Genomic DNA, 23,420 nt, shown 5'->3' with positions numbered 1-23,420 from the left:
AGCAGCCTATCGGTCGCGCCCGTTTTCCCGTGGCGGGTTAGTCCGATCTGGCGGGCCGTTCCCATTGGAAGGAGCCGGAGCGTCACTGGTAGGCGAAGCACTGTCGGACGGATCATCGGATTCTTCTGAATCTGGAGATTCGGTCTCGCTGGGCGATGGTTCTTCACTTGGTTCTGGTGCCGGCGGAGCCTTGGCCACAGAAATCTTCACCAGGCTTCCCTGAGCCACGTCCTCGGAGGCCTCGGGGGACTGCTTGAACAGGGTTCCCTCAGGGTAGTCGTCGGTTGCCACCTCATCGAACTGAACTTCCAACCCGATGTCGTCCGCAGAGAGCTTCTCTTCAGCTTCCTCACGGCTCATCTCGGTAACGACCGGAACGGTCACCATGCCGGTAGAAAGGATCAGGTCGACTTCGCTGCCGGCCTTCACCTTGGAGCCCAGCTCCGGGCTGGTGCCAATAACCCAGTCGGTTGGAATGGTTGCAGAGTTCTCCCGGCTGACTTCACCCACTTCGAGGCCAGCTTCACGCAGGGCATCGCGGGCAGCCGTCTCGGACTGGTTCGCCAGATCCTTGGGAATCGTGCGCTGTTCCGAACCATCGGAAATGAACAGCGCAACCGTGGATTCCTTGGAAACCATGGACCCTTCTGCCGGGTCGGTTCGGGTCGCCTTGCCCTGCTCTACTTCATCACTGAATTCCCGCTCTACACGCACCTGGAAGGTGGAATCGCGCAGCAATTCACGTGCGTCGTCTTCGGACATCTCCAGGACCTTGGGCACAGCAACTGGGGCACGCTTTTCAGCCTCGGCCTGGATCGAGCGGATCACCAGGAAACTGGCGATACCCACAGCGATCAGGGCAATGATGGTCAGCAGGATGATCAGGCCGCGGTTGGACTTGTGCCGTGCAGGGGCCTCGGGAGCCTCATCTTCGACGAAGACCGGGTGCTGGCTGGTGCCTGGCGCTGACTGCGCGATGAACCCGGTTTCAGTCTCGCCGTGCATGCCGTATATCGGCAAGGTGTAGGTTGATGGTGCCGGTTCGTCATCATGGAATTCAATGCCGTTCAGTGCATCTTCCAACGCAGCCGCGAAAGCGCCTGCGCTCTGGAAACGGTCATCGCGTTCCTTGGACAGAACCTTGGAAACGATCGGGTCGAAGATCGGGTCAACGTCGTGCTTGACCTCGCTGGGCGCTGACGGAATCTCGCCAACGTGCTGGTACGCGACCGAAACCGGCGAATCACCGGTGAACGGGGGGCGCTGGGTCATCAGCTCGTAGAACAGGCAGCCAACAGAGTAGATATCCGAACGGAAATCGACCTGTTCGCCGCGTGCCTGCTCAGGAGAGAAGTACTGGGCGGTTCCCACCACAGCGGCGGTCTGCGTCATTGTCGCCGATGTGTCCAAGGCACGGGCTATGCCGAAGTCCATCAGCTTCACGTGGCCGGCATCGGTCACCATCACGTTGGCTGGCTTGATGTCGCGGTGGACGACATTGTTATTGTGCGAATGATCCAGGGCATTGCATACGCCGCGGGTGACGTGCACAGCGAAGGAAGCGTCGACATCGCCCGAAGCGATCACCTGCTTCAGAGTCCGGCCGGTCACGTATTCCATGACCATGAAGGGCAAGCGCTCACGGCTATGATCGGTAGCAGGCAGCTCGCCGGTGTCGTAGACGGCAACGATATTCGGATGGCTCAGGCCCGCGACGGCCTTGGCTTCACGGCGGAATCGATTGACCACCATGGGGTTGCTTGCGGTATCCGGGCGCAGCACCTTGACCGCGACCTTGCGCGAAAGCACATGGTCGGTGGCAAGATAGACATCCGCCATGCCGCCGCGGCCTACCAGCGATTCGATCTCGTAGCGATCGTTTATCAATCGTGGCAAGCCGGGGGGCAAGGCTTCGACTTCACTCATGGCGCTTCGCTTTGGTCCGGCTCTGCAGCTTCTGGGGATTCAGATGCCGACGGGGTAGCGGACTCGGATGCTTCGGGTTCTTCTGGGCCCATGGAAATATCCAGGGTCACCGTGGTGCCCGGCTCTACTTCGCTGCCGGCTGGAACGTCCTGCGCAAGCACCGTGCCAGCGACCGAAGAGTCATGGCGTTCCTCGCCCTTGGCCACGGCCAGCCCAGCGTCCTGGATGCGCTTCTGCGCGGCTTCGTAGCCCATGCCGGTCACCGAAGGAACGCCAACGGTTTCAGGCGCCATGGCGTAGGTAATCGAAATGGTTTCGCCCTTTTCGACGCTGCCGGTCGGGTTCAGCGAAATGACTTCGCGTGGGTCGTACTCATTGGTTTCCTGCGGGGTCGCGTCAACGACCAGGCCCTTGCCCTCAAGCTCTGCCGTCACGGTGTCGATATCCTGGCCCACCAGCGAGGCCGGAACCTCTACGTAGGTCACGGTTTCACTCGGGGTCGGGGAAGAAGACTCGGAGGTCTCCGATGCTTCGGTGGTTTCCTCCGAAGGATCGGTGGATTCCTCGGTCGGAGAAGGGGATTGGGAAACATCGGTGCTCTGCGTGACCGAAGCCGTCGGCTGATTGTCCTTGTCGCTGCTCATGGCAGGGATCAGCCACGCCAGCAAGGCAATCACGGCGGCCAGCGCGATGATCACGATCAGCGGGATCAGCCAAGGGCTGCGTTTGGCCCCGGCCTCGCCAGCCGGATCCTGGGTATCCACGTCCTCGTCATCGAATCCGCCGGCTGCGGCACTGGACCCGGATAAACCGCTGGTAGCGCCGGCAGGTTCCACCACGGTTGGCATCGCATTGGTCATTGTCGGCGCGGAATCAGCACGCGGCACCACCTGGGTGGCGTCGTTACCCATGTTGACCACTTGGGTTGCGTCGGTGGCGATACCGGTGGCCAGCATGCCGGGAACGGCCAAGGTCGCGGTATTGGTATCACCGGAGCGCAGTGCATCGGCGGCCTTCGCCAGCGCCGTTGCGTCCTTCGGGCGATCCGACGGGTTCTTGGCCAGCATCGACATGATCAGCTGGCGTACCGGTGCCGGGATGGTGTCCGGCAGCGCCGGGGGAGCATCGTTGACCTGTGCCAGGGCGATGGCGATCTGCGATTCGCCGGTGAACGGGCGGCGTCCTGCCAGGCACTCGTAGCCGATCACGCCCAAGGCGTAGATGTCAGAGCTGCCGGTGGCGATCTGCCCGGTGGCCTGTTCCGGGGCCAAGTACTGGGCGGTTCCCATTACCTGCCCGGTGGCGGTCAGCGGAACCTGGTCAGCAAGCCGGGCAATGCCGAAGTCGGTGATCTTCACGACGCCCGAAGGCATCACCAGGATGTTACCCGGCTTCACATCGCGGTGCACCAGGCCGTGCTCGTGGGCTGCTGCCAGCGCGCGGGCGGTCTGCGCGATCAGCGAGAGCGTACGGTCCACGTCGAGCTTGCGCTCGCGCTCGATAATGGTGGACAGCGGCGGGCCGGGAACCAGTTCCATCACCAGATAGGCGGAGCCCTGTTCCTCGCCGTAGTCGAAGACGCCAGCGATGCCAGGGTGGTTCAGCAGCGCGGTGTGGCGTGCTTCCACGCGGAAACGCGTCAGGAAGCTCTCATTATCGGTGTATTCCTCTTTGAGGATCTTGATCGCTACCAGACGTCCTAGGACCTGGTCTCGTGCCTTCCAAACTTCGCCCATGCCACCGATCGCAATGCGGTCGGTCAGCTTGTAACGACCGCCCAAGGTGGTGCCGGTTACTGGCCTCACTTGTTGAACACCGCCTCTAACATCGTCTTCATAAGTGCACCTGCCGTGTTGTGGCCGGTGTTGTAATCTACGTCTTGAATATTGACCGTGATGGCAACCTGCGGATCATCGGCCGGTGCGAAACCGGTCATCCAGGAGTTCACCATGCGGACTCCGTTCTCTGACGGTCGCTGCGAGGTGCCGGTCTTGGCTCGGAAATCCACGCCTGGAACGCGGGCATTCATGGCCGTACCGCTCACAACCGGGCCTTCCATCAGCTCGGTGAGCTGTTCGGCAACTTCCGGGGTGGTGGCCGTGGAGAACTTCTCCGGCTTCGGGTCCTCGATAACTCGAAGATCCGGCGCGATGACCTTGCCGATCAAATTCGGCTTCATGATCACGCCGTCATTGGCGATGGCCATGGCGGCCATGTTCATCTGCAGCGGAGTAGCCTTGTTTTCCCATTCGCCGATTGCCATCTGCGCCATCTGCGCTTCATTGGCCTCAGCAGAAGGGAACTCGCTTGGAACAACATTCTGCGGGATGCTCAGCTGCTGCCCGTAGCCGAAGCGTTCGGCAACCTCGGTGAAGGCATCCTTCCCGACGGTTTGGCTGATTTCCATGAACGGGGTGTTGCAGCTCTGGGCAAAGATGAACTCGAGCTTTGCCCGGGTATCGCGCGCGCAGATGCCCTCACTGAAGTTGTTCATCTGCCTAGTCGAATGCGGATAATTCACCGACACCGGATTGTCGATGGGGGTTTCCATATCGAACTTGCCCGATTCCAGGGCCGCAACGGTGCTGAGGATCTTGAACGAGGAACCTGGGGTCACCGGGTTGCTGATGGCCGGGTTCCGGTAGGGGCTCAAGCCGTCGGTGTTGCTGATGTCCTTCAGGTTCTGGGCCGCCTGGGAGGTCGAGTGCACCGCCAGCAGGTTGGTGTTGTAGCTTGGCTTGGAAGCCATCGCCAGGATGTCACCGGTCTTCGGATTGGTCACGATGATCGTGGCCTTCAAGTCGTCAGGAATCGCTTCGAAGGCAGTCTTCTGCAACTGCCCGTCAATGGTCAGCTCAACCGAGGCGCCTTCGGAACGGGTACCGGTGAACATGGCCGACAAGCGGTCGAAGAGCAGATCCGAGCTCGTGCCGGTCAGCCAGTCGTTCAGCTGCGATTCGAGCTGGGTGGTGCCATTCGCGAGCGAATAGTAGCCAGTCAGGTGGGCGTAGGTTTTCGCGTCGTGGTAAACACGCTGGAATTCGAACTGGCCATCATCGGTCGGAACGGATTCGGCAATCGGCTTGCCGTCGACCAGGATCGCGCCGCGGGGCAGGTCGAACTCGCGGTAGAGTTCGCGCTTGTTCAGCGCATTCTCCGAGAGCGGCTTGGCGTCGAAGAACTGGATGTAGCTCAGTCCACCCAGGCAGATGACGAACAGGACGGTTAGCGCAACCCAAACGCGTTTGATTGCATGATTCACTTTTTCGTCACCGCCTTGGTGCTGGAGGTAAGGGCCGTGCTGGCACTTGCAAATTCATCGGTTGGTCCTACGCCGCCAGTCTTCGGGCGGCGCGAGTTGTGGGAGATCAGGAGCAGCAACGCGATGATGATCCAGTTCGCCAGCAGCGATGAGCCGCCGGCGGCCATAAATGGCGTTGCCAGGCCGGTCAGCGGGATCAGCCGGGTGACGCCTCCGATGATCACGATGCATTGCAGGCCCAGGGTGAAGGACAGGCCTGCAGCCAGTAGCTTGCCGAAGGTATCGGCCGAGCCCAAGGCGGCCCGCAAGCCACGGGAGACCAGCAGCATGTAGAGCAGGATGATCGCGGCCACGCCGATCAGGCCAATTTCTTCGCCGAAGGAGGCAATGATCATGTCGGAGTTGGCCAGCGGAACACGGTAGGGGGAACCCGCGCCCAGGCCGGTGCCGAACAAGCCGCCGTCAGCCATGCCGAATAAGCCTTCTACGATCTGCATGCTGCCACCCTTGGCCTGGTAGATCGCAGGGTCAAAGGCGTTGAGCCAGACGTCCAGGCGGCGGGTCACGTGGCCCATGGTCAGGCCCGCGACGATGCCGCCGGCGACAACCATCAAGGCACCGATGAGCACCCAGGAAATACGCGCGGTTGCCACGTAGATCATCACGATGAACAGGCCGAAGAAGAGGATCGCGGAACCGAGGTCTCGCTGCACCACGAGCACGCCGATGGAGAGCAGCCAAGCGATAACCATCGGAGCCATATCCCGCAGGCGGGGCAGCTGCAGCGGTCCGAACTTGCGGCCAGCCATCAGGATCAAGTCGCGGTTCGACGAGAGATAACCGGCGAAGAAGATCGACAAGGTGATCTTCGCGAGTTCGCCTGGCTGCAGCGAGAACATGCCCATGCGGATCCAAATGCGGGCACCGTTGATCGTGACACCCAATTTGGGAATCAACGGAAGCAGGAGCAATACGACCGATAGCAGCAGGGCGATATAGGTAAACCGACGCAGCAGGCGGTGGTCCTTGATTGCCCAGAGAACGACCGAAGCAATGACGATGGCAATGGCAGTCCAGAGCAGCTGGCGCGCCGACTGGGACGTTCCCTTAGCCAGGTCAATGCGGTGAATCATGGCTAAGCCAAGGGAGTTCAACGCAATCGTAATCGGAAGTATTACTGGATCGGCATATTTGGCGAAGATGCGCAGCAGCACATGAACCGTCAGGGATAGTGCCGCCAGGATGCCCATCTGCACGTAGAAGTCGGTGTTGTCGACATCCTCGGTGGAGCTGCCCACCAGATAGAACGCGGCACCGCCCACGCAGAGGGCCAGCAGCACCAGCAGCAGCTCGAGATTGCGCCGAGGCACCGGTGCGGTTTGCACTTCGGTCATTGCATTACCTCCTGGCAGTAGGCGGGCAGTTCGAGCTGGTTGGCGGAATCCGAGGATCCGGGAACGGTGACCGGGCAGTTCTGCTTCGCGGTGACCAGGAGTTCCTGGATGATCATCTGGGCATGCTGCTGGTTCTCTGCCGAGATGGTCGATTCAACGCGGTGGCGTGAATACTCCGGCAGGGCTTCGAGCGGCACCTTGCTGACTGTGTCGACCTCGGAGAGCGAAATCGGTCCGAGCTCCTGGGGAACGCCCTTGTAGATTGCGACCTTTCCATCGACAGTGCCAACAAAGTACTGGGTCTGGGTCCACATGTAGCCCCAGACGCCCAGGGCAATGACGAAGAAAGCCGTCAAGGTCAGCAGGATCGGCATCATCCATCGGCGCTGCTGCACCGGAGCATCCAGTGGATCCAGCACCTCGCCGGCCGCCGGGGAACGGTGGGTCAGCAAGGCAGCTGCACGGCGTTCGCCGGTGTGCTGGGTCACCACCGGGATCTGGCCGGTTTGCGTCGCAAGCTGGGCGGCGCCCACCAGCAGGTGGGGGCGCTGGGAAATCTCATGGCGGAGCAGCGAAGCGCTGGCTTCGACATCGCCTTCGGCGGCAATGGTGAGCTGGCCGGTATCCGGTGCGGGTTCTGGTTCGGCGGGCGCTTCGCCTTCGACGACAGCGTTTTCGACAACCTCGAACATCACCACGGTGACGTTATCCGGCGCACCATTCTTCAAGGTTATGGCAACCAGGTCGTTGACCGCTTCATCCATATCGGCGGTAGTGCGGATGATCTGCTCGATTACCGGAACCGGCACCGCGTCGGTGAGTCCGTCAGAGCACAGCATCCAGCGTTCGCCGGGTTCTGCCTCGAATTGGTCGACATCGAGTTCCGGGGAGGCATCCGAGTCGCCCAGCACGCGCAAGAGCACGTTCTTATGCGGGTGGACCTCGGCCTCGGCCGGCTTGATGCGGCCTTCGTCGACCAGCCGCTGCACGAAGGTATGGTCCTTGCTGATCTGCTCGAAGACCCCGTGCTTCAAGCGGTAGGCGCGGGAGTCGCCGATGTGCGCCATGTGCAGGGTACTTCCCGAGAGCAGCAGGGAAGTGACGGTGGTACCCATCCCCGAAAGCTTCGGGTTGGCGCCGACGAGTTCATTCAGCACCAAATTGGCGGCCTGGATCTCATCCGGCAGGGCATTTTGCGGATCTGCGGTGCCATCGTGGTCCAGATGCACCAAATCAAGCACGGTGGAGGCTGACGCCACGTCACCGCCGACGTGTCCGCCCATGCCATCGGCAAGCACCGCGAGGTACGCGCCGGCGTAGGCGGAGTCGTCATTCTTCTTGCGAACCCGCCCCACGTCGGATTTCGCAGCAAATTTTAGTTTGAGGGCCATAGGCTAGGGCTTCAATTCCAGGACAGTCTTTCCGATGCGGATTCGCTGGCCGGGCTCCACTGCCTGGGCGCGTGAGAGCTGGTTGTCACCCACGAAGGTGCCGTTAGTTGAGCCGAGATCTTCAATGAACCAGCGCGATCCCTGCGGGAACAGGCGGGCATGGCGTCCCGAAGCGTAGTCATCATCGAGAACGACGGTGGCATCCTGAGCTCGCCCGAACATGATCGGTTGGCCGCGGAGGGGAATGCTGCTGCCGGCCAGTGGGCCCTCAACAACTTCCAATGACGTGGCGGCCTTGCGCGCAGGCACTTCTGGTTCCGCCAGCTCTGGATTCTTCTTCAGTTCCCGAGCGCTGGGCTTGCCGGTGCGTGCCCGCGATCCGATGGCCAAGTCGCGGCGCATCGATCCGACAACGCTTAATACGAGCAGCCAGATGAGGACCAAAAAGCCCAATCGGAACAAGCTTAGAACCAGGTCGTTCACGCGCGGCCTCCGTTGTTCGAGGTAATCAGCCGAAAGACGATTTTTGTCTGTCCGATAGTAATGATCGAACCGTCAAATATACGGGTTTCTTCCGAAATCTTCTTGCCGTCCACGTAGGTTCCATTGGTTGAACCCAGATCGGTGACGACGAAACTGGTTTTGCCACGGGTTTCGACGCGCACATGCTGGCGGGAAACGCCGGAATCATCCACGGGAATATCGGTGCTGGCCGAACGGCCCAGCACGATGGAGTGGTGATGCAGGGCGTAGCGCTGTCCAGCGACCTCAAGAATTGCCTGCTTCTGCATGGGTTTCTTGGGGATCTCTGCAATCGGACGGACCGATGGACGTGGCTGTGCGGTTGTCGGCGGGGTGGCGGATGGTGCTGCGGGCGCTGCTGCTCGCTCTTTTACCGGAGCCGAGGCTGCTGGGCGCGAGCTGGACTCCTTGACCGAGCTGGCAATCTCCATTTCTCCGGGCTTGAAATCGTCCTTGGAAACAAAATGGATCGTGATATCGCCGTGGACCGAGTAGTCCTGGGCTGCCGCATGCTCGGCGGTGACCTTCGCCATTTCGTTGACGACGCCCCGTCCCCAACCCTGCGCGGTGTTGTAGTCCTTGGTGCTCAGCGAGACAACGAAGTCATTGGCTGCAAGGCTGCGGCCCTCGCTGATTGGCATGATTCCGCGGTCCATGTCATTGCGTAGCGCGGTAGTCAGTTCGACTGGCTTGAGATCTGCGGTGCTGGTGCCACGAAAGAAGCTAGTGACGACCTTCTCTAAGCCGCGTTCGACATTGTCGAGAAAGCCCATTATTCGTGCTCCTTCCTTAGGGTCCATGGCTGGTTATTGGGAGCCTGCATTCACGCCGTCCAAGCTGTGAACACAGAACTTCATATTCGATCTTACTGTTTTCAGCTGTGCAAATGCCGAAAAATCCTTGAGCGGCTCAAGTGCGTCAATATCAACGATAAATGCCCCAAAAAGGTTTCCCATGTGTCCCTAACCACAAATCAGGGTTTCGATTAGGTGAACGGAAAATGAGTGTGTAAGCTATTTCTTGTTGCAAAGAACGATGGCAACGAAAACAGAATATGCGCGAGTGGCGGAATTGGTAGACGCGCTGGCTTCAGGTGCCAGTGATCGCAAGGTCGTGGGGGTTCAAGTCCCCCCTCGCGCACAAATGGAAAATAACCCTTGATCTTCGGATCGAGGGTTATTTTTTTGTTTAAAAGAGCAACTGAATCGTTATCTTGCAGGGTGTGTCAGTTTGCCGGTGGCGCGCTGACATTGACGCCCCGGCGCTTGAGCAGGGCGGCCAGTACGCCATCGCCTGCAACGAGTTTTCCGGTGTGCGAGCCATCGTAGATGGTGCCGCAGCCGCACGAGGGGCTGCGATCCTGCAGGATCGCCTCGGTGATTCCCTGGTGCTGGACTAGATCCGAAACCTTCTGGGCACCAGCTATGAACTGCCCGCTGATGTCCTCGCCGTTGATGTCGATCACGCAGGCCCGGCCTTCCAGCACGTCGTGGCCATCGCCACCGACAATCTCCGCTGGCGGACGCGGAGTAGGGAGCTCACCCAATTCCTCAGCGCAGGCCGCAACGGCTTCTCCTCGTGCCACGGCCTCGACGATGGCAGGGTTTGCCTTCGCCTTGCCGTTGTAGCGGCAAGGGATGCCGGCCAGGCAGGAACTAACGAGCAGCGGAGGTTGGGTCATAACAGCAGTCTAGCCACGTGGAAGCGCAATGCCGCCGTGCCATAGACTGCCCTTGGACAACGGAGAAGGGGAATTCCCATGGCGGTATCCAATGAGATATTCGAACTGAATGGAACTGCAGATCTGGTCAACGATCGGAAGATAATCAGGCTCGACCAGGAATCCAGCGACAAGTTGCCAAGCCGCGGACAGGTTGCGGTGGAACTTCTCCAGGCGCATGAAGGCCACGTGGTCGTAATAGATCCCGACGGGCGCCGAGGCCACTGGTTGGCCCTCGATGGACAGGGCGCGCCCCAGCTGTTGGCCGCGACGGGGGATCAAGTGGAATTGACCGCCCGGGTCGCTAGAACCTGGCCGGAAACAGGGATTCCGCAAGACCTGGCCAGTGCCCTGGGCGAGGCTGGGGATCTGGATGAGATGTGGGCAGGGCTCACTGCCATGGCCCGCTGGGAATGGGTACGCTGGATCGGTGCGACCAAGAACCCTTCCACGCGCGAACGCCGAGTGGAGGCCAGTATTTCCAAGCTGCGTGATGGCAAGCGCCGGCCGTGCTGCTTTGATTTGTCCTCATGCACCGATCCCGAAGTTTCGAAGAGCGGAAAGCTAATCCAGTAGCACCCAGCTGCGCGCGGCGGATTCGATGCCGGTGCCCGGTGGGGTTGCCGGGCCGGTAATGAGGCCCAGCACTCCGCTGGACATGACGATCAGGCCCAAAGCAATCAGCAGGGCGATGGCGGCAGTGACCTTGGCAGGCCATTTATGCATGTTCACCGGCTAGTCTCCTTTGTTGCCCAGCGTCGATCCGCGGACAACCAACGAACTGGGCAGCATTGTCTGCAGTGGGTCAGGGGTTTTTCCATCGAGCAGCGCGCGCAGCTTCAATGCGGCCTGGCGTCCGCCTTCCTGGGCGTTGAGCTGCACGGAAGTGATGGAAGGGTTGGACGTTGCCGAGTAGGGAAGGTCGTCGAATCCGGCCACCGCAAGCTGCTGCGGAATGCGGATACCAAGCAGGCGCGAAGCATGCAGCACGCCGAAAGCGTGGTTATCGGTTGCGCAGCCCAGTGCGGTCACGCCCGATTCATGCCACTTGGGCCAATGCTGGCCAAAGGCCGCTGAAGCCTCAGTGACGTCGATCATCGAGCTGGCAACAGAAGATGGCAGCACTTCGATGCCGTACTCCCTTGCCGCCGCCAGGAATGCCTCGCGGCGCACTGCCAGGGTCTCGGTGCCGGTGCTGGCATCCATGTAGGCGGCCCTGGTGTGTCCCTGCGCAGCGAAATGGGCTACGACTTCCCGCGCTCCCTGGGCGACATCCATATTCACGGCAGGAATCGATGGATCGATGCCCGGGGCATCCAGGGCCACCAGCGGGAGGTTGCTCGAAATTTCCTCGAGGAAATCCTGGCTTGGGGCATGGACCAGCAGCCCGGCCGGACGGAGGCCCATGATCTTCCTCGTTTCGCTGGCGCTGGGGGAGACGCCGGCATCCGTGACCGAGAGCAGGAGCTGGTAGTCGCTAGCCAATACCGAGCGCACGCCAGCGATCACCTTGGCAAAGAAGGGGTTGGAGATATCCGGGGCCACCAGGACCACCAGCGAACTGACGCCCTTGGCCAGCGAGCTGCCGATGCTGTCGACGAAGTAGCCCAGTTCGCGAATTGATTCACGCACGCGCTGCTCATTCGCGGCCGAGACCCGGCCCGCCGACTTCCCGTTGGCAACAAGAGAGACCGTTGCGGTGGAAACGCCGGCGTGTTCGGCTACCATCGCTGCGGTCACGCGGCGTGGAGCGCGCGAGTTGCCGGACTTCTCACCATTCTTCATGGCTCCATCGTAGTCGGAGTTGTGACACGCGACAGCTTTGCGTTAAGCGCTTGACGATAGCATGGGGACGCGAAAGAATTATCAAAGGATGCCTATCCGCCCCCACGACTTAGCTACCGGCCGCCAGCTGGCAGAGCGAAGGAAGAAGCCATGACCCAGGACAGCAATGCCCCGCGCAAGATCATTTTGGACTGCGACCCGGGTCATGATGACGCCGTGGCAATGATTCTTGCCCATGGCAATCCCAAGATCGACCTGCTGGCCGTGACCACCGTGGCCGGCAACCAGACCCTGGATAAGGTCACTGCCAACGCGCTGGCCGTGGGTACCATCGCCGGCATTACCGGCATTCCCTTCGCGGCCGGCTGCGCCCGTCCGCTGGTGCGCGAAGTGGAAACCGCGGGAGACGTCCACGGGGATTCCGGGATGGACGGGCCGGCCCAGCCGGAGCCGGGCATCGAACTCGATGGGCGCCACGCCGTGGACGTCCTCATCGACCTGGTGATGAGCCATGAACCCGGCGAAATCACCTTGGTGCCCACCGGCGCATTGACCAATATCGCCTTGGCGGCCCGGAAGGAACCGCGCATCGTTGAACGCGTGCGCGAAGTGGTGCTGATGGGCGGCGGCTACCACACCGGCAACTGGTCGGCGGTGGCGGAATTCAATATCAAGATCGATCCTGAAGCTGCGCACATCGTCTTCAACGAGGCCTGGCCGGTGGTGATGGTCGGATTGGACCTGACCCACCAGGCGTTGGCCACCTCCGAGGTGGTTGAACGCATCGAGAAGATCGGCACCGGCCCATCGACCTTCGTGCGCGAGCTGATGGACTTCTTCGCCCGGGCCTACCGAGACCACCAGGGCTTCGATGCACCGCCGGTGCATGACCCATGCGCCGTGGCCTACGTGATCGACCCGGATATCGTTCGCACTGTCAAGGCCCCGGTCAGCGTTGAGCTGCGTGGCGAGCTGACCTTGGGGATGACCGTCACGGACTTCCGCGCGCCGGCTTCCGCCGACTGCAATACTTCCGTGGCGGTGGACCTGGATCACGAAGGCTTCTGGAATCTGGTGGTCGATGCGCTGGAACGTATCGGCGAGGTCACGCTCGGAAAATAGAACAACTTTGGCGCAATGTGGGGCAGGTCAATGCCAATGGCGTCCAGACCTGCATAAACTGGAGGCACACGCAGAGCAGGAGGCACCATGGCGGACAAAACCCCGCACCAGAACGTGACTTTCCCTTCTTCAGGCGCGCAAGCGCATGGCTATCTCGCCTTGCCGGAGTCCGGCAAGGGCCCTGGGGTCATCGTGATCCAGGAATGGTGGGGTCTGACCGACCATATCCGCGACGTTGCCGACCGGCTGGCCGCGCAGGGCTTCGTGGCTCTGGCTCCGGACCTCTATGGAGGCTGGATCACCCACGACGGTGAAGAAGCCGGGCAGATGATGTCCCAGCTCCCGGAAGCCGCCGGGGCCCAGCTATTGAGCGGTGCCGTGGACTACCTGCTGGCCAATGAGCACGTCACCAGCGAGAAGCTGGGCGTCATCGGCTTCTGCATGGGTGGCGGTTTCGTGCTGCAGATGGCTGCCCAGCAAGGCGGGAAAATTGCCGCGGCCGTGCCTTTCTATGGCGTCGGCCAGGGTGTGCCCAACGATTTTTCCGGAGTCCGCGCGGCCATCCAGGGCCACTACGCGAACCTGGACCAGATGTACTCGCCGGCTCAGGCGAAGGCTCAGGAAGAGCAGATTCGCCAGGAATCAGGCGCGGAAGTCCAGTACTTCTACTACGACGCCGATCACGCATTCCACAACGACGAGAACCCTGCCGGCAACTACGATCCCGAACAGGCTGCCATCGCATGGCAGCGCGCCGTGGACTTTTTGCAGGCTAAAGTGGCCTAAAGGCCATAAAGTGTTACCCATCACTTAATGCATCACTCATATAAGGAGAACAATATGTCTGAAACCATCATCGTAGGCGTAGACGGTTCCGAAACCGCACAGCGCGCAGCCCGCCGCGCTGCAGAACTCGCCGTCAAGCTCGACGCTGACCTGGTGGTCATCACCGCTCACGCATCGGATAACACCGAGGTCGTTTCCATCGGTTCCGATACCTGGATCCTGGACGACGCAGAGCAGGCCCGCAAGCTGGCCCAGCGCGTAGCCAACGACGTGAAGAACGCTGTGCCAGGCGTCAAGATCACCGCTGCTGCCGGCCACGGCAAGCCAGGTGACGTGCTGATCTCCGACGCCGAGGACCGCAAGGCTTCGATGATCGTTGTCGGCAACGTGGGCATGAAGGGCCTGGGCCGCGTGCTCGGTTCGGTAGCTTCCTCGGTGGCCCACTCGGCACCATGCGACGTTCTGGTCGTCAAGACCGACAAGTAGGCCTCCCCGGCTTGCGCGGACGCAGGCGGGCACCGGTTCACCGGTGCCCGCCTGCGCCATTTAACCCGGCAGAGCGTAGGCTTAACCCGTGCAGAAACTTCGAATCGCCTACGCAACCGGCGTCACCCCCGGCAAATGGATGGACCGCTTCCAGGAACGCTATCCTGCCATCGAGCTGAAAGCCTGGCGCCTGGATGAGGGGGAAATCCTGGATCTGCTGGCCAATGGCGAGGCTGACGCAGTATTCGTGCGCTATCGCGGCGACTCGCCCAAGGACGCAACGCGCCACGTCATCCCGCTTTACGAGGAACTCGAAGTGGTCTGCGCGGGCAAAGACCACGACGTGGAGTACTTCGAAGAATCCGTTCCGCTGGAGACCGTAGAGTCCTTCCCGCAACTCGACTTGGCCGACTACCCGGAATCCGTGGGCGGCATTCCGGTAGCGATGGAAGTTGTCGCTTCCGGCGCCCAGGTGCTGCGCACCACGCAGTCCATTGCCCGGCTCTTCGCCCGCAAGGACGTGGTGGTGCGCTTCATTGACGACGGTTCGCCAACCCAGGTGGGCATCGCCTGGCCTACCGCCACCGAAGACACCGCCTTGCTCGAAGAATTCATCGGCATTGTGCGCGGACGTACCGCCAGCTCCTCGCGCCAGACTTCGGTGCGCAACCAGGAGCAGAAGGCCAAGCGCGTCAATGAGCAGAAGAAGGCCAAGGCGAAAGCCCAAGCCAAGGCAAAACAGCAGGCCAAGAGCTCATCCAAGAAGCCACAGGGTGCCAAGGCAAAGCCACGCAAGCACCGCTGACAATCCAATACGTGACGCGCGTTACGTGAGAGAGTTAGGGGTATGAAGCAATTCGATACCCTCAGCCTGAGCACCCAGGGCTCGGCCCTCATCCTGACCGTCAACCAGCCGAAGTCGCTGAACGCGTTGGCAAAAGAGGTCGTCAACGACCTTGAAGCCTTCCTGGACTGGTTCGAGGCCACCGGCTATGAATACCGCGGCGTGATCCTCACCGGTGCCGGCGAGAAGTCCTTTGTCGCCGGCGCCAATATCGTGCAGCTGCGCGAAATGGACCCGGCGGCGGCGCTGGCCTACGGGCGCCAGATGCACGCGGTCACCGAACGCCTGGAGAAGCTGCAGGTTCCAGTGATCGCCGCAGTCAACGGCTTCGCCCTGGGCGGCGGCTGCGAACTCGCCCTGGCTTGCGATTTCATCTACGCTTCCGAGACGGCCAGCTTTGGGCAGCCGGAGGTCAACCTCGGGCTGGTGCCCGGCTTTGGCGGCATGGTGCGCCTGCCGCGACGTGTCGGCAACGCGATGGCCCGTGAATTGGTTTTCACCGGCCGCCGCATCAAGTCCGAGGAAGCATTGCGCATTGGCCTGGCCAACCGCGTTGTCCCGGCCGGGGAACTGATTGACCAGGCCGTGGCCACCATCGAGGAGATCGCGAAGGTGGCACCGACGGCCGTTGGCAATGCCAAGGCCGCGATGGTGGACATGGACGCGCTGAACACCCATGACGCCCTGCTGGTTGAAGCACAGTCCTTCCAGCAGGCCTTCGGAACCGCCGACTCGGTGGAAGGCCGTGCCGCCTTCGTCGAAAAGCGCGCCGCGGTCTTCCCGGGCAACTAGCCGGGGCGCCGACCATGCACTACGGGGCGCACCCGGACCAGCAGGTCCAGTTCTACGAGCCGGAACGCACCACCGCTCGCGGAGCGGTGATGATCATCCACGGCGGATACTGGCGTGAAAAGTACACCGCTAGCCTCGGCGTGCCCCTGGCAGAGGATCTCGCCGCCCGCGGGATCCCTGCCTACAACCTCGAATACCGGCGTGGGCCGGGCAGCGCGGCGAAAATGCTGGCCGATGCCCGGCTCGCGCTGGGCCTGGTCAAGGAAGAAGGGCCGATCACGCTGATCGGCCATTCAGCCGGAGCGCAATTGGCCTGCGTGTTGGCCGCCCATGATGCACGGGTCTCCCAGGTGATCAGCCAGGCCGGGGTCCTGGACCTTGAAACGGCGCAGCGCCTGAAGCTCAGCGGCAGCGCGGTGGACGAGATGCTCGCAGGCGCGCCATTGGGCGCCTGCAATCCGGTGGAATTATGGCCAATGCATGCCCGTGTCGTAATCTTTCATGGACGGGACGATGGCGATGTTCCGGTAAGAATTGCCCGTATCGCAGCCCAGAAAGCCGCTGCGCTCGGACAGGAGCACAGCTTCTCGCTGTTCGCGGGCGACCACTACACCTGGATCGATCCGCACAGCAGCCAATGGGCTGCCTGCGTGCGTGCCCTGTCCCCACTGCACTACTGAAGGAGCAGCATGAACCCGACCGTGATCGGCGAGGCCCTCGTTGACGTCCTGGCCTCCGGCATTGCCCCAGCCCAGGAGTTCGTTGGCGGCAGCCCGTTGAACGTCGCGGTTGCGCTCTCCCGCCTGGGGTACCCGGGAACCTTGATTTCCCGCTGGGGCGCCGATGACAAAGGCCGCAAGATCGAGGATTACCTCAAGGACAACAACGTGGCATACCTGGGCGGAGCCGATGACCAGGCCACCGTCATTGCCCATGGCATCCTCGACCCGGCCGGCGGCGCGGCCTTCGCGTTCAACGCCTACTGGCAGATGCCGACCATCGGGCCGGAGCTGGCCCAGGATGCCGAGCTGGTGCACACCGGCTCCATCGCCACCCTGTTCAGCCCCGGAGAACTGCTGCCGCTGCTTTCGGCCGCGCGCACCCATGCCACCATCAGCTACGACCCGAACCTGCGCCCGTCGCTGGTCACCAACCATTCGCAGACCGTGGCCGAAGTCGAGCGATTCGTCGGCCAGGCCGACGTGGTGCGGGTCTCCGGCATCGACCTGAAGTGGCTGTACCCGATGCGCTCGGTCCAGGACTCGGCCCGTGCCTGGCTGGACATGGGTCCGGCGATCGTTGTGTCCACCGCAGGCTCGCGCGGGTCCTGGGGCGTCGTTCGCGCCGGCGACGCCGAATTCACTGCGCCGTCGGTGGAAGTCACCGATACCGTGGGTGCCGGCGATACCTTCACCGCCGCGCTGCTGTGCTGGCTGGCCGAACATGGACTGATTGGCGCAGCCAACCGCGAAAAGCTGAACCAGCTGCAGATTGCGGAGCTTTCGCGAGCCCTGGAATTCGCGGCCCTGGCCGCCGCGGTGACCGTGCAGCGTGCCGGGGCGAACCCGCCACGCCGCGAGGAGCTGTAGATGATCAAGCTGATCGCCTCGGACCTCGACGGCACCATTGTCGCCAAGGACGGCACCATCTCCGAACGCACCCAACGTGCCTTCATCCAAGCCCGCGACGCTGGCATCCAGATCGTCTTTGTCACCGGACGCCCCTTCCGCTGGCTGAGCCCGATCATTGAAGCCTTCGGCGGGATGGGCACGGTCATCTGCTCCAATGGCGCGGTGCTCTACGACCTGGAACAAGACGAAGTGATCTGGTCGCGCACGCTCAGCGCGGCTACCGCGCGGCGGGCGAGCGAAATCATCCTGGAGCTGGAACCGCGCGCGTCCTTCGCTGCCGAGACCACCAAGGGGCTGCACCTGGGTGAAGGCTTTGCCGACCGCCACCACAACTTCGGGGTGCAGGCAGTCCTGGATCTGGCTAGCGAGTCAATTGATTCCGAGGGCATCGTGAAATTCCTTGCCCGCTCCCAGCACCTGCCGATAGACAAGTTCTATTCCTCGGTTGAGCCGCAGCTGGCAGAACTGGTATCGGTGACCCACTCCGCCTTCGACGTTTCCCTATTGGAAATGGCGCATGTGGATATCCACAAGGCCACCACGCTGCATGAATACTGCCAGCGCCTGGGAATTGCCGCAGCTGAAGTGATGGCCTTCGGCGACATGCCCAACGACATCGAAATGCTCGAATACGCCGGCCACGGCTACGCGATGTCCTCCGGACACCCCATGGCGCTGGCTTCCGCCCGCTTCCGTGCACCCTCGCTGGCCGATGACGGGGTAGCCCAGGTCATTGAAGGCCTGCTGAAATGACCTACGCCTTTTCGCACCGCGGCGTACGCACGGGCAACGAGGAAAACACGCTGGCAGCCTTCCAGCGCGCCGCAGACCTGGGCATCACCCATCTGGAGTCGGATGTGCACGCCTCCGCCGACGGCACGGTCTACCTGTTCCATGACCAGAGCCTGGACCGGGTAACCGACGCGAGCGGGAATTTCAACGACTTCACCGACGAGCAGCTGGCAACGGTGCGGGCCGGCGGGGAACCGCTGTGCACGCTTGATGCACTGCTCGACGCGTTCCCGCACGCCACACTGAACCTGGACGTCAAGGACGAGCACGTGATCGGCCCGCTGGCCGAGCTCATCGAGCGCAGGAAAGCCCATCGGCAAATTGCCCTCGCGTCCTTCTCCACGGCATGCAGCGCCGCGGTCGGCCACCTGCTTTCCGCTCCGATACGGCGCTCGCCGGGTCAACGGGAAATTGTCGCCATCTGGCTGTGCGCCCACCTGCTGGGCTGGGTTCCCAAGCGGCTGCTGGCAGGCTTCTGGGCGGTCCAGGTGCCGCTGAACCAGGGCATGCTGCCGGTAGCGACCCGTCGATTCATCAAGGCGGTCCACCGAGCCGGCGCCCAGGTGCATGTCTGGGTCATCAACGACGAGCCGACCATGCGGCTGCTGATGGAGCGCAAGGCCGACGCCATCATGAGCGATGACGCGGCCTTGCTGGCCAGGGTTCTGGGCTCTTGAACTGCGGCCCTAGGAGATATCCAGGGTTCCCAAAACGGTCTCGGCGTGCTCCTGCAGTTGCTCGTCGCTGGCATCCAGGAGCAGGCGCAACCAGGTCTCGTGCTGCGACAGCGGCGCAACCAGGCAGGCTGGATTAATCAGGTCGTACAGCTCATCTGCTGAGCCGTAGGCAGAGAACTGGTCCAGGTACGCGAAAAGCACCTTCATCACGCGCTCATCACCGGTATCGCAATCCCACGCTTCGCACATGGCGGCCAGCGGCGTGTTCAGGGATGAGAAGGGGTGAGCCCAGTGCGCGGAGGACAGATTCAGGATGCGGCCGTGGTCTCCGGCCTCGGCAGGAACCACCACCTGCGACAGATCGAAGTTGCCGTGCTCGATGCTCAACGGCACCGCACCGGCATGAAGGGCAGCGGTGGCCCTCCTCAACTCATCGAGATGCGAAACCATCTTGTCCGCCATGGATCCCTCCAGGTACAGCGGGTGTGCCGGGTCCAGGGACACATGCATCATCAGCGCCTGCTCGTACTGCTCGGGCAGGAACTGCGGGTCCACCACGGTGACCCCGGAATCAAAGAATTCTTCCTCGTGGCCCATCAGCGCGACCTGGAAGGAACCGAGCGAGGCCATGGCCAGCTCCCAGTTCTCCACCGAATCGCCCAGATCCGCCAGGGTGTGCCCGAAATCCGGGCTGAGCATGTAGCCGGCGATCCGGTCGATAGCCAGTGGCATCACCACGCGATCGGGCAGCAGCTGGCCGGCAGCGACCGTGGTCGCTGGTTCCGAAGCCAGCCCCGGAGCGTTGGCGCTGAAGATCAGATCTGCGGCACCGGTCTGAACCGCCGCCTGAATCTGGTGCAAATCTGCGGGCCAAAAATCCGGTCCTGCGGTGCGCTGAATGCCATATGCCTCGCACGCAGCATCGATCCACTCGGCGGTTGCCTCACGCCAGTCTTCGCTATTCCATACATCTATCCACTGAGCCACATTCTTATCGTAGTATGTCGAAGCAAGCGCGTTCAGTTGCTACGGTAAGGACTACGGCCAGTAATTCGCTCCTCTTTCGAAGGATTTCGATTGTGAACGCTTTTCGTCCTGAGTACCGACATCGTGATTACAAGGCCGTCCTCTTTGATCTGGATGGCGTGATCACTCCTACCGCGTTGCTGCATCGCAAGGCATGGGAAGAACTTTTCACCACCTTTTTCGACAAGCACCCGGGCGTGGCCCCATACACTTCCGAGGACTATTTCAACCTGCTTGACGGCCGTCCGCGTTATGACGCGGTGGCGGCCACCCTCGAATCCCGCGGCATCCGCTTGCCCCGCGGGGATGAAAGCGATCTGCCGGGGGAAGGCAGCATCTGCGCGCTGGGCAATATGAAGAACGAAAAGTTCACCCAAGTGCTGCAGCGCGACGGGATCGACCCCTATGCCGGCTCCGTGGCCTACCTGCAACAGGTGCTGGATGCCGGGCTGGACGTCGCGGTGGTGTCCTCCTCGCGCAATGCCAGCGTGGTACTGGCTGCCGCAGGACTGGCCGAGCACTTCCCATTGGTGATGAGCGGCCAGGAAGCTGCTGCGCGCCGGCTGGCGGGCAAACCGGCCCCGGACACGTTCCTGGCTGCCGCCGCCGATCTGGGTTGGCGTCCGGAAGAATGCGCCGTCATCGAGGATGCCACCAGCGGGGTGAGGGCAGCGCGTGCCGGAGGCTTCGGAGTCATCGGCGTGGCCCGCGAAGGCAATGAGGCCGCCTTGCTGGATGCAGGGGCCCATTTTGTGGTTCATGACCTTTCCGAACTGGTCTCCGAGCAAGCAGCCAAGGCCTGGGAAGAGGACTCCTGGTCGCTGTGGCGCGGGAACCAGCGTGACAGCGATGGCGCCGAAGACACCGTTTTCTCCTTGGGCAACGGTTTTCTGGGTGCACGGGCTGCGCAACTGGGTCTGGGGGACCAAGGAGGCGGCACATTCATCAACGGGCTGCATGAGACCTGGGAAATCCGCCATGCCGAGAGCGCCTTCGGGCTGGCCGAAACCGGGCAGACCATGATCAGCGCCCCGGATTTCCGGACCATGCGCGTGTTCATCAATGACGAAGCCCTGGAAGTCGGCCGCACGGAGATGCTGCGTGATGAGCTGCGCCTGGATTTCCTTGACGGGACGCTGACCGCGCACACCCTGTGGCGAACTGCCGAGGGGCACCGGGTAGCCGTCACTGCCCGCTCAATGATTTCCTTCACGGATCGCCACGTGGCGCTGCAGGACGTGCATGTGCGCCTGCTCGATGCTCCGGCGCAGGTGCTGGTCCAGTCTTCGGTCATCGGGTACCGCTCCAGCCGGAAGGTGGCTTCCCCGGAGGAAACCGATGCCGGGGTTCCTGCCGATCCGCGCAAGAGCGAGGAAGCCAGGGCCAACCCGCTGCATCCGGCGGGCACCCACCGCGATGGCGCCCGGCTGGGCATCTCGTACCAGGTCTTCGGATCCGGGATGTCGGTAGCAGCAATGGTGGAGCACGAGGTGGCCACCACTGGCGGAGCGCAGGCGGAGCTGTCCGTGGTCCGCAAGGTGGACGATGACCGCGCGGATGAAGTGATCAGCACCAGGCTGGAAGCCGGGCAAGGCGTGCGCGTCTCCAAGTACGCGGTCTACCACTCCTCGCGGCGCCATCCTGCCCAGGAGATGCTCTTGCGTTCTGAGCGGGCCTTGGAGCACCTGGTGCTGTTGGGGATTGACGAGCACTTCCGCACCCAGCGCCGTTTCATGGCCGACTACTGGGACCGCAGCGATGTGGTGGTGGAGAGCGATGAGCCCGAGCTGCAGCGCAAGATCCGCTGGAACCTGTTCCAGCTCGCCCAAGCTGCCGGACGTGCCGACGGCCTGGGCATCAGCGCCAAGGGCGTGAGCGGCAACGGCTATTCCGGGCACTATTTCTGGGATACCGAAATCTATGTGATGCCGTTCTTGACCTATACGAACCAGCAGTGGGCGCGCAACACGCTCCGCGCCCGGGTCTCGATGATTCCTGCAGCGACCCGGCGGGCGCTGATCATGAACGAGGAAGGCCTGCTCTTCCCATGGCGCACGATTAACGGCGAGGAAGCCAGCGCCTATTATCCGGCTGGCACTGCGCAGTACCATATCAATGCCGACGTGGTGTATTCGCTCAACCGGTACCTCGGGGTCATGGAGGATGACGAGTTCCTGCTGGCCGGCGGCGCCGAAATCCTCGTGGGAACTGCGCGCATGTGGGCCTCGCTGGGGTTCTGGCGTGGCGAGCAGGGCAATGAGCGCTTCCATATCCATGGGGTCACCGGGCCCGATGAGTACACCGCGGTAGTCAACGACAACCTCTACACCAATGTCATGGCGCGCTTCAATTTGCGCCGCAGCGCCCAGCTGCTGGCCGAAATGGCCCAAGAGCATCCGCGCGAGTTCGCGCAACTGGCCAGCAGGCACTCATTGGAAAACGAGGAGATCGCCCTGTGGCTCAAGGCCGCTGATTGCATGCACATCCCGTATTCCGAAACGGTCGGGATCCACCCCCAGGACGAGCACTTCTTGAACCGCGAAGTCTGGGACCTGGTCAATACCGGTGCGGATAAGCGGCCGTTGCTGCTGCACTACCATCCGCTGGTGATCTACCGCTTCCAGGTCATCAAGCAAGCCGACGCGGTGCTGGCTTTGTGGCTGCGTTCCAGCGACTTCACCGCCGAGCAGAAACTTGCGGATTTCAACTACTATGACCCGCTGACTACGGGCGACTCGACACTGTCGGCGACAGTGCAATCGATTCTCGCCGCCGAGGTGGGCTACCGCGATCTTGCCTGGGAGTATTTCGAGCACGCGCTGAACGTGGATCTGGAAAACCTGCATGGCAATACCGCTGACGGCGTGCATGTGGCATCGACCGGTGGCGTCTGGTCGGCGCTGATCTACGGCTTCGCGGGACTGCGCGACGATGACGACCAGCTGCGCTTTGATCCGCGGCTCCCGGAGAAATGGCGGGCCCTGCGCTTCAACCTCGGGTGGCGGGGCATGAGGATTTCCGTGGGCTTGCGGGCTGAAGCCATTGATTTCACCCTGCACGGAGCCTTCTCCCGTCCGATCTGGGTGCGCGGCCAGCAGGTGGATCTGCAGCCGGAGCAGACAGTCAGCGTGGCGCTCGCCGGCCAGGGCCCGACGCTGGAAGGGCGGCCAAGCTTGGAGCATGTGCTCTCGCTGCAAAGCGACGTAGGAGTGGATGTGCCCAACAAGGCCTGGTAAGCATCCGGGCACGCAAAAGGAGGCAGGA

Annotated in this window: 22 protein-coding genes and 1 tRNA gene; 12 read left to right on the top strand and 11 right to left on the bottom strand. The window is 62.2% G+C overall.

Features of this window, described 5'->3' with window-relative positions:
• Nucleotides 1–6: 6 nt before the first annotated feature.
• Genes pknB through ACFVHU_RS12645 form a run of 7 tightly spaced genes read right to left on the bottom strand, consistent with a single transcriptional unit; the run spans nucleotide 7 to nucleotide 9,268 of the window.
• Complete coding sequence (gene pknB / locus ACFVHU_RS12675; protein WP_105662198.1) at nucleotides 7–1,926, bottom strand: Stk1 family PASTA domain-containing Ser/Thr kinase; 1,920 nt, start codon at nucleotides 1,924–1,926, stop codon at nucleotides 7–9.
• Entirely contained in the window at nucleotides 1,923–3,731 is a 1,809-nt protein-coding gene (locus ACFVHU_RS12670; RefSeq protein WP_388024714.1) for a protein kinase, read from the bottom strand. The genes pknB and ACFVHU_RS12670 overlap by 4 nt, the downstream gene beginning before the upstream one ends.
• Entirely contained in the window at nucleotides 3,728–5,188 is a 1,461-nt protein-coding gene (locus ACFVHU_RS12665; RefSeq protein ID WP_105658673.1) for a penicillin-binding protein 2, read from the bottom strand. Before ACFVHU_RS12665 ends, ACFVHU_RS12670 begins: the two co-directional genes overlap by 4 nt.
• Complete coding sequence (locus tag ACFVHU_RS12660; protein ID WP_105658672.1) at nucleotides 5,185–6,582, bottom strand: FtsW/RodA/SpoVE family cell cycle protein; 1,398 nt, start codon at nucleotides 6,580–6,582, stop codon at nucleotides 5,185–5,187. Before ACFVHU_RS12660 ends, ACFVHU_RS12665 begins: the two co-directional genes overlap by 4 nt.
• Entirely contained in the window at nucleotides 6,579–7,973 is a 1,395-nt protein-coding gene (locus tag ACFVHU_RS12655) for a PP2C family protein-serine/threonine phosphatase (RefSeq protein ID WP_388024713.1), read from the bottom strand. Before ACFVHU_RS12655 ends, ACFVHU_RS12660 begins: the two co-directional genes overlap by 4 nt.
• Before the next feature lie 3 nt (nucleotides 7,974–7,976).
• Nucleotides 7,977–8,456: an FHA domain-containing protein gene (locus tag ACFVHU_RS12650; RefSeq protein WP_105658670.1), complete on the bottom strand. Its 480-nt coding sequence runs from the start codon at nucleotides 8,454–8,456 to the stop codon at nucleotides 7,977–7,979.
• Nucleotides 8,453–9,268, bottom strand: coding sequence for a DUF3662 and FHA domain-containing protein (locus tag ACFVHU_RS12645; RefSeq protein WP_181148929.1), 816 nt, complete (start codon nucleotides 9,266–9,268; stop codon nucleotides 8,453–8,455). Before ACFVHU_RS12645 ends, ACFVHU_RS12650 begins: the two co-directional genes overlap by 4 nt.
• A 283-nt stretch (nucleotides 9,269–9,551) precedes the next feature.
• Here ACFVHU_RS12645 and ACFVHU_RS12640 point away from each other — a divergent pair.
• Nucleotides 9,552–9,635: transfer RNA gene (locus tag ACFVHU_RS12640), tRNA-Leu, on the top strand.
• Nucleotides 9,636–9,720: 85 nt separating this feature from the next.
• Here ACFVHU_RS12640 and ACFVHU_RS12635 read toward each other — a convergent pair.
• Complete coding sequence (locus ACFVHU_RS12635; RefSeq protein ID WP_133833747.1) at nucleotides 9,721–10,176, bottom strand: DUF523 domain-containing protein; 456 nt, start codon at nucleotides 10,174–10,176, stop codon at nucleotides 9,721–9,723.
• Between the two features lie 78 nt (nucleotides 10,177–10,254).
• On the opposite strand from ACFVHU_RS12635, the gene ACFVHU_RS12630 reads away from it, so the two are divergent.
• A complete protein-coding gene (locus tag ACFVHU_RS12630; RefSeq protein ID WP_388024711.1) occupies nucleotides 10,255–10,791 on the top strand; it encodes a YdeI/OmpD-associated family protein in 537 nt (178 codons plus the stop codon).
• Here ACFVHU_RS12630 and ACFVHU_RS12625 read toward each other — a convergent pair.
• The gene (locus ACFVHU_RS12625; protein ID WP_166650740.1) at nucleotides 10,780–10,947 is read right to left on the bottom strand and encodes a hypothetical protein; all 168 of its coding nucleotides are present in this window, start codon (nucleotides 10,945–10,947) and stop codon (nucleotides 10,780–10,782) included. The two genes, ACFVHU_RS12630 and ACFVHU_RS12625, sit on opposite strands and share 12 nt — an antisense overlap.
• 3 nt (nucleotides 10,948–10,950) lie before the next feature.
• Entirely contained in the window at nucleotides 10,951–12,000 is a 1,050-nt protein-coding gene (locus ACFVHU_RS12620) for a LacI family DNA-binding transcriptional regulator (RefSeq protein WP_388024709.1), read from the bottom strand.
• 150 nt (nucleotides 12,001–12,150) lie between these two features.
• On the opposite strand from ACFVHU_RS12620, the gene ACFVHU_RS12615 reads away from it, so the two are divergent.
• From ACFVHU_RS12615 to ACFVHU_RS12575, 9 genes are all read left to right on the top strand, one after another.
• Complete coding sequence (locus tag ACFVHU_RS12615; RefSeq protein WP_105658665.1) at nucleotides 12,151–13,122, top strand: nucleoside hydrolase; 972 nt, start codon at nucleotides 12,151–12,153, stop codon at nucleotides 13,120–13,122.
• Nucleotides 13,123–13,209: 87 nt separating this feature from the next.
• Complete coding sequence (locus tag ACFVHU_RS12610; protein WP_105658664.1) at nucleotides 13,210–13,908, top strand: dienelactone hydrolase family protein; 699 nt, start codon at nucleotides 13,210–13,212, stop codon at nucleotides 13,906–13,908.
• Between the two features lie 54 nt (nucleotides 13,909–13,962).
• Nucleotides 13,963–14,394: a universal stress protein gene (locus tag ACFVHU_RS12605; protein ID WP_038992696.1), complete on the top strand. Its 432-nt coding sequence runs from the start codon at nucleotides 13,963–13,965 to the stop codon at nucleotides 14,392–14,394.
• Nucleotides 14,395–14,482: 88 nt separating this feature from the next.
• Nucleotides 14,483–15,199, top strand: a complete 717-nt coding sequence (locus ACFVHU_RS12600) for a LysR substrate-binding domain-containing protein (RefSeq protein WP_388024706.1) — start codon at nucleotides 14,483–14,485, stop codon at nucleotides 15,197–15,199.
• Between the two features lie 42 nt (nucleotides 15,200–15,241).
• Nucleotides 15,242–16,030 carry an enoyl-CoA hydratase/isomerase family protein gene (locus ACFVHU_RS12595; RefSeq protein WP_105662190.1) on the top strand — a complete coding sequence of 263 codons (789 nt, stop codon included), beginning with the start codon at nucleotides 15,242–15,244 and terminating at the stop codon, nucleotides 16,028–16,030.
• 14 nt (nucleotides 16,031–16,044) lie between these two features.
• Nucleotides 16,045–16,710, top strand: a complete 666-nt coding sequence (locus ACFVHU_RS12590) for an alpha/beta hydrolase (protein ID WP_332503170.1) — start codon at nucleotides 16,045–16,047, stop codon at nucleotides 16,708–16,710.
• 9 nt (nucleotides 16,711–16,719) lie between these two features.
• On the top strand, nucleotides 16,720–17,619 hold the full coding sequence (locus tag ACFVHU_RS12585) for a PfkB family carbohydrate kinase (protein WP_359189306.1): 900 nt from the start codon (nucleotides 16,720–16,722) through the stop codon (nucleotides 17,617–17,619).
• The gene (locus tag ACFVHU_RS12580) at nucleotides 17,620–18,414 is read left to right on the top strand and encodes an HAD family hydrolase (protein WP_105658659.1); all 795 of its coding nucleotides are present in this window, start codon (nucleotides 17,620–17,622) and stop codon (nucleotides 18,412–18,414) included. It begins immediately after the preceding gene.
• Complete coding sequence (locus ACFVHU_RS12575; protein ID WP_388024703.1) at nucleotides 18,411–19,130, top strand: glycerophosphodiester phosphodiesterase family protein; 720 nt, start codon at nucleotides 18,411–18,413, stop codon at nucleotides 19,128–19,130. The genes ACFVHU_RS12580 and ACFVHU_RS12575 overlap by 4 nt, the downstream gene beginning before the upstream one ends.
• Before the next feature lie 9 nt (nucleotides 19,131–19,139).
• Here ACFVHU_RS12575 and ACFVHU_RS12570 read toward each other — a convergent pair whose 3' ends face one another.
• Nucleotides 19,140–19,991, bottom strand: a complete 852-nt coding sequence (locus tag ACFVHU_RS12570; protein ID WP_332503168.1) for a hypothetical protein — start codon at nucleotides 19,989–19,991, stop codon at nucleotides 19,140–19,142.
• A 218-nt stretch (nucleotides 19,992–20,209) separates the two neighbouring features.
• Here ACFVHU_RS12570 and ACFVHU_RS12565 point away from each other — a divergent pair, with 218 nt between their 5' ends.
• Nucleotides 20,210–23,392, top strand: coding sequence for an HAD-IA family hydrolase (locus ACFVHU_RS12565; RefSeq protein ID WP_388024701.1), 3,183 nt, complete (start codon nucleotides 20,210–20,212; stop codon nucleotides 23,390–23,392).
• Nucleotides 23,393–23,420 lie beyond the last annotated feature (28 nt).

Source organism: Glutamicibacter sp. NPDC127525 (assembly GCF_042672105.1).
Taxonomy (GTDB): Bacteria; Actinomycetota; Actinomycetes; order Actinomycetales; family Micrococcaceae; genus Glutamicibacter.
This window is presented reverse-complemented; position numbering and strand designations above follow the sequence as displayed.